Here is a 4,750-nt window from a genome sequence, read left to right as displayed (position 1 = left end):
AGCAGCCGTTGTCAGTTTTAACCAAGTTCTGGATAACCCTGCCATCACTCTTAATCAAGACAATTCCTTTGGCGGTACCCTCCGGTTTAACACCACCACCGATGCCATCTTGTTGGAAGGTACCCCCGGGATTATTCAAACTGGCACTCAAACTGTCAGTGGTACCGCTACTTTCAACGCCAACACTGGCAATATTAGTCTCAACGAACCAGCTAATCAGTTTGGTAATCTAGCCTTCACCGGTAATGATGTCTCTATCCGTGAGAGTGACCAGACAAATCTGATCAGTTCCTCTGCCACTGGTAACTTGAACTTAACCTCTGGAGGCATGATTACTCAAGATATAGGAGCATCATTAACTGTTGTAGGAGATACCAGCCTCACCACTACCCTCCCCAACGCTGGCAATGTCACAATTACTAACAGTAATGCCACCATCATCGGTAATTCCCTGATTGGTGGGGATTTTACGATTAACTCTACTGGACCAATTTTCCAAGCCCCTGGGGAAATCTTACAAGTAGCAGGGAACACTATTCCAAACGCTCCTAGTGACAATTTAGAGCCTACTGGCAACAATATTTTGCCTCGAATAACCTTGCCCAATGGGGATGTAATTATCACTGACGTGGGACAGATCACTCTAAGTGCCGAAACTATCTCTGGCAATCTAACGGTGAACAGCTTAGATAGAAGACTGACTTTCAACAACAATGAAGCCTTTAACGAAAGTACAGCGATTGAATTAGCTCAATCTGGAAACTCCTTTGGTGGCGTATTGAGAATAAATACTGAAGCACCCCTAAGTCGCCTCGATACAGGTACTCCCGAAATTATCCAAAATGGTGCTCTAAATGTTAGCGGTACTGCTAGCTTTAATGCTGAGAATGGCAATATTACTCTCAACAACTCAGACAATCAGTTTGGGAATCTTTCCTTTACAGGGGGTAACATCTCAATCAACGAAAGTGACTCTACCAACTTACTCAACTCAACTTATTCTGGTAATTTAAACATTACTTCTGGTGGTGCGATCGCACAAAGCGGTAGCCTTAGTATTGGAGAATCTTCCAATCAAGAAATAAGCTTGATCCTCAACGCCATCGGAGACATTAATACTCAGGATATTATTAGTCCCAGTGGCTCGATTACCCTCAACAGCACCAATGGTAGTATCGATACTACGGCAGGTCTTCTCAGTACATATTCCTCTGGCAGTGGCGGACCGATAACCTTGTCTGCTGACGGTGACCTTAACCTTGGTTCTCTTGATTCTGGTGGTCGCGATGTTGCAGGGGGTGATATTACGTTAAATAGCAACGGTGCAATCATAGCAAAAAATCAGCTTATTACTACCGACACTGATGGCTCCGGTAAGGCTGGTGATATTAATATCAAGGCTCAATCCGTTTCCTTTACTGGGACGAAAGTATCGACGAGGACTCGTGGGGATGGCTCGGGAGGAAATCTCAACATTAATGCCTCTGATTCCATCAATATCATCAATGGTAGTCGATTACTTGTCCAGACATTTGGGAATGGCAATGCTGGCAACGCAACCATTAATACTAAGCAATTGGTTGTACAAAATGACCGACCTGAATTGAATAGCTTGACTGGAATAGGAACAGAAACATTCAGCAGTGGCAATGGAGGGAACTTAACCATCAATGCTTCCGAGTCTGTTATACTAAGGGGCAATCAATCAATAGTATTTAATCCTAATCCTCTAGACCCAAACTCAATTCGCCAGGCAGGTCAAACTACTACAGGTTTGACAACAGCAACTTTTGGGACTGGTAATGCTGGTAAGTTAAGCCTTAGTACTAGTAGTTTAGTCATTCAGAATGGAGCTGGAATTACCTCAGCACCTCTTTTAACTGAAAGAAATAATGGGCAAGTTACCTTGTCTGGCGGAAAAGGCGGAGAGTTAAGTATAACTGCTACCGAGTCTATCGAGATTCAAGGTCAGGCAGGCATAGCAACTGCTACTCTCGGAAATGGTGATGCAGGAAAGTTATTTTTAAAATCTGGCAGAATAACTCTTGAGGAGGGAGCTACAATTTCGGCAGATACAATTATTGGTCCTGTTGCTACTTCTACTGATTCTGTTGCTACTTCTATTAATGCTTTCGGAAATGCCGGGGATATAACTATTGAAACCAACCAACTGATGGTCCGCAGTGGTTCACGCATTGGCGCAGCAACCGCAAATGCAGGTAAAGGAGGAAATATAACCATCAATGCCTCAGAATCAGTAGAAGTGATTGGCACCTCAGCGGATGGCACAGTCCCCAGTGGTGTCTTTACAGCAGCACTTCCAGGCTCAACTAAAAAGGCTGGAGACTTAGAGATTACCACTGGAAAACTAACCCTTGAGGATGGTGCAGAGATATCTGCCCAAAGTCAGGGAGAAGGCGACGCTGGCAACATCGATATCAATGTCTCAGACAGGTTAACAGCTACTGACGGCAATATTATTACTGCTACCACTCAATCTGCCGGAGGTGAGATCAAAATCACAGCCAAAGATATTAGGCTACGCGGTGACAGTGACATTACCACCAGTGTCTTCAGCGGTGCTGACAACGGGGGCAATATTACCATCACCACTGACTCCCTCATTGCCTTCGCTGACAGTGATATCCTAGCCTTTGCCCGTGATGGCCGAGGAGGTAATATTACCTTCACAACCCCCATCTTCTTCGGCTTTGCTTTCCGTCCAGCACCACCAGGCACTGACCCAGCCACTTTAGATAATAATAACCGAGTCGATATCAACGCTAGTGCTGCTATCCCTGGGGATATTCAGGGTTTACCCAACCTCGCTCATATCACAAACAGCCTGACAGAGTTACCGGACAATCTGATTGACACCGACAATCTGCTAGCCAATAGCTGCATTGTCCGAACCAGTGAACAAGAAGGAAAATTCATCATTACCGGTGGTGGTAACTTACCCACCCGCCCTGGGGATGCTTCAGTTTCACGTTATCCCACTGGAGAGGTACGCACGGTACCGAGTCAGAGTGCCTCTCGTCCTTGGCAAAAGGGTGACCCAATTGTTGAAGCAACCGGGGTGTATCAACTGCCCAATGGACGCCTAGTGATGGGGCGGGAATGTTCTTGAGGCTGGGGGTTAGGAATTTTGAACAGAAGCTTGATCCTATACTTCCTTAGCTTCAAGCTTTAGCTTTTAGCACAACTACCGTAAACCAAAAAAGAGAGGCTCACTGGATTAGAGCCTCTCTTTTTGATTACCAATATGTAGTTTTCAGCAATCCCACTGACTAAATCTTGCCATGAGTCTTGGTTATCCAAGTCATCACATTGGTAGATACGGTGAATGAATTCTAAAAGTCTTAACTTTATTATGAAAATTAAGCAACAAGCTAAGGTAGTTGCTGAACAAATTATCTCTAAATAATTTGTTTTTTTTGCCGAATAAACGACCAAATTGTCGTCGCAAAAATCAAAGCTTAGACATTGGGGTTATCTAGAATTAATTGACTGAAGATAACCCTTTGAAGTTACACAATTCAATGCTCTCAGGAGTAAAAACCATGGGAAATTACATCGGTAACAATGCTAACAATTACTTTCAAGCACACAAGGAAGGTTGGTGGATATTCAAGAAATGGAAGTCTTGGACAATGACGGGTAATGGGGGCGATGATACCCTGATTGGCGGTCCGAAGAACGACACTTTGTATGGTAATAGCGGCAACGATAAGCTCTACGGTGAGGGTGGTAACGACTATCTGGATGGCTGGACTGGCAATGACAATATGTATGGTGGCTCAGGTAACGACACCCTTCTAGGTTACTCTGGACACGATAATTTATATGGTAATAGCGGCAACGATAAGCTCTACGGTGAGAGTGGTAACGACTATCTGGATGGCTGGACTGGCAATGACAATATGTATGGTGGCTCAGGTAACGACACCCTTCTAGGTTACTCTGGGAACGATTACTTAAGTGGCAGTTCCGGCCATGACAGCCTTAAGGGTGAATCTGGCCATGATACATTACTTGGAGGAACGGGCACCGATACATTAGTCGGGGGTTCCGGTAATGACATCCTCAATGGTTATGGTGGCACTATCGGAGAATACGATATCCTAAGCGGAGACTACAGTTCATCCCAGCCTGGTGTTCAAGGTTCTTATGATGGAGCAGATACATTTGTTTTGGGGAATGCCTTTGGGGCATTCTATCTAGGCTCGGGCTATGCCACAATTACCGACTTCTACTGGTCTGAGGGAGATAAGTTCGAGGTTTATGGTAGTGCCAGTGACTACTCACTGAGCTTCCAAAACTGGTCTGGCAGCAGTGCAAAGGATACCTTGATTTACTATAAGAACGATCTTATCGGTGTGGTAGAAGACACCACTAATGTCGTGACCTCTGCGGACTTTAACTTTGTTTAAGACTCTTTCCAAAAACACCCTCAGCCTCTGGGGGTTGGGGGAAGCATTTGGTTAGATATAGCGCTACGCCCAAGGCAAGAGCCATGCATACAAAAGTTGACTACAACCGCTTTTTAGCTTGTATCAATTTCAAACACCTTAATGCGTAGTGCTATAAATACGGGATGATTTTAATAGTGTTGTGGAATAGGCATTTGGCTGTAGAACAGGCATCTTGCCTGTTTCATTTGCGACCAGGCAGGCATCTTGCCTGTTTCATTTGCGAGCAGGCATCTTGCCTGTTTCATTCCCGAGCAAGCAGGATGCCCACCCCACTA

General features: G+C 44.9%; 2 protein-coding genes. Both read left to right on the top strand.

Annotated features, from left to right (window positions below; genetic code table 11):
- Positions 1-3,130 (top strand): beta strand repeat-containing protein (locus F6K20_RS24755; RefSeq protein ID WP_287296399.1); only part of this gene is annotated, 3,130 nt, incomplete at its 5' end.
- A 433-nt stretch (positions 3,131-3,563) separates the two neighbouring features.
- Complete coding sequence (locus F6K20_RS24750) at positions 3,564-4,433, top strand: calcium-binding protein (protein ID WP_052308483.1); 870 nt, start codon at positions 3,564-3,566, stop codon at positions 4,431-4,433.
- Positions 4,434-4,750: the final 317 nt, after the last annotated feature.

Source organism: Moorena sp. SIO2C4, assembly GCF_010672485.1.
Taxonomy (GTDB): Bacteria; Cyanobacteriota; Cyanobacteriia; order Cyanobacteriales; family Coleofasciculaceae; genus Moorena; species Moorena producens.
Note: the sequence above shows the minus strand (reverse complement) of the source record. Positions and strands in the feature narration are given on the sequence as shown.

Excerpts from the sequence above, each read along its gene's own strand:
- F6K20_RS24750 (WP_052308483.1), top strand. The coding sequence starts at position 3,564 with ATGGGAAATTACATCGGTAACAATGCTAACAATTACTTTCAAGCACAC.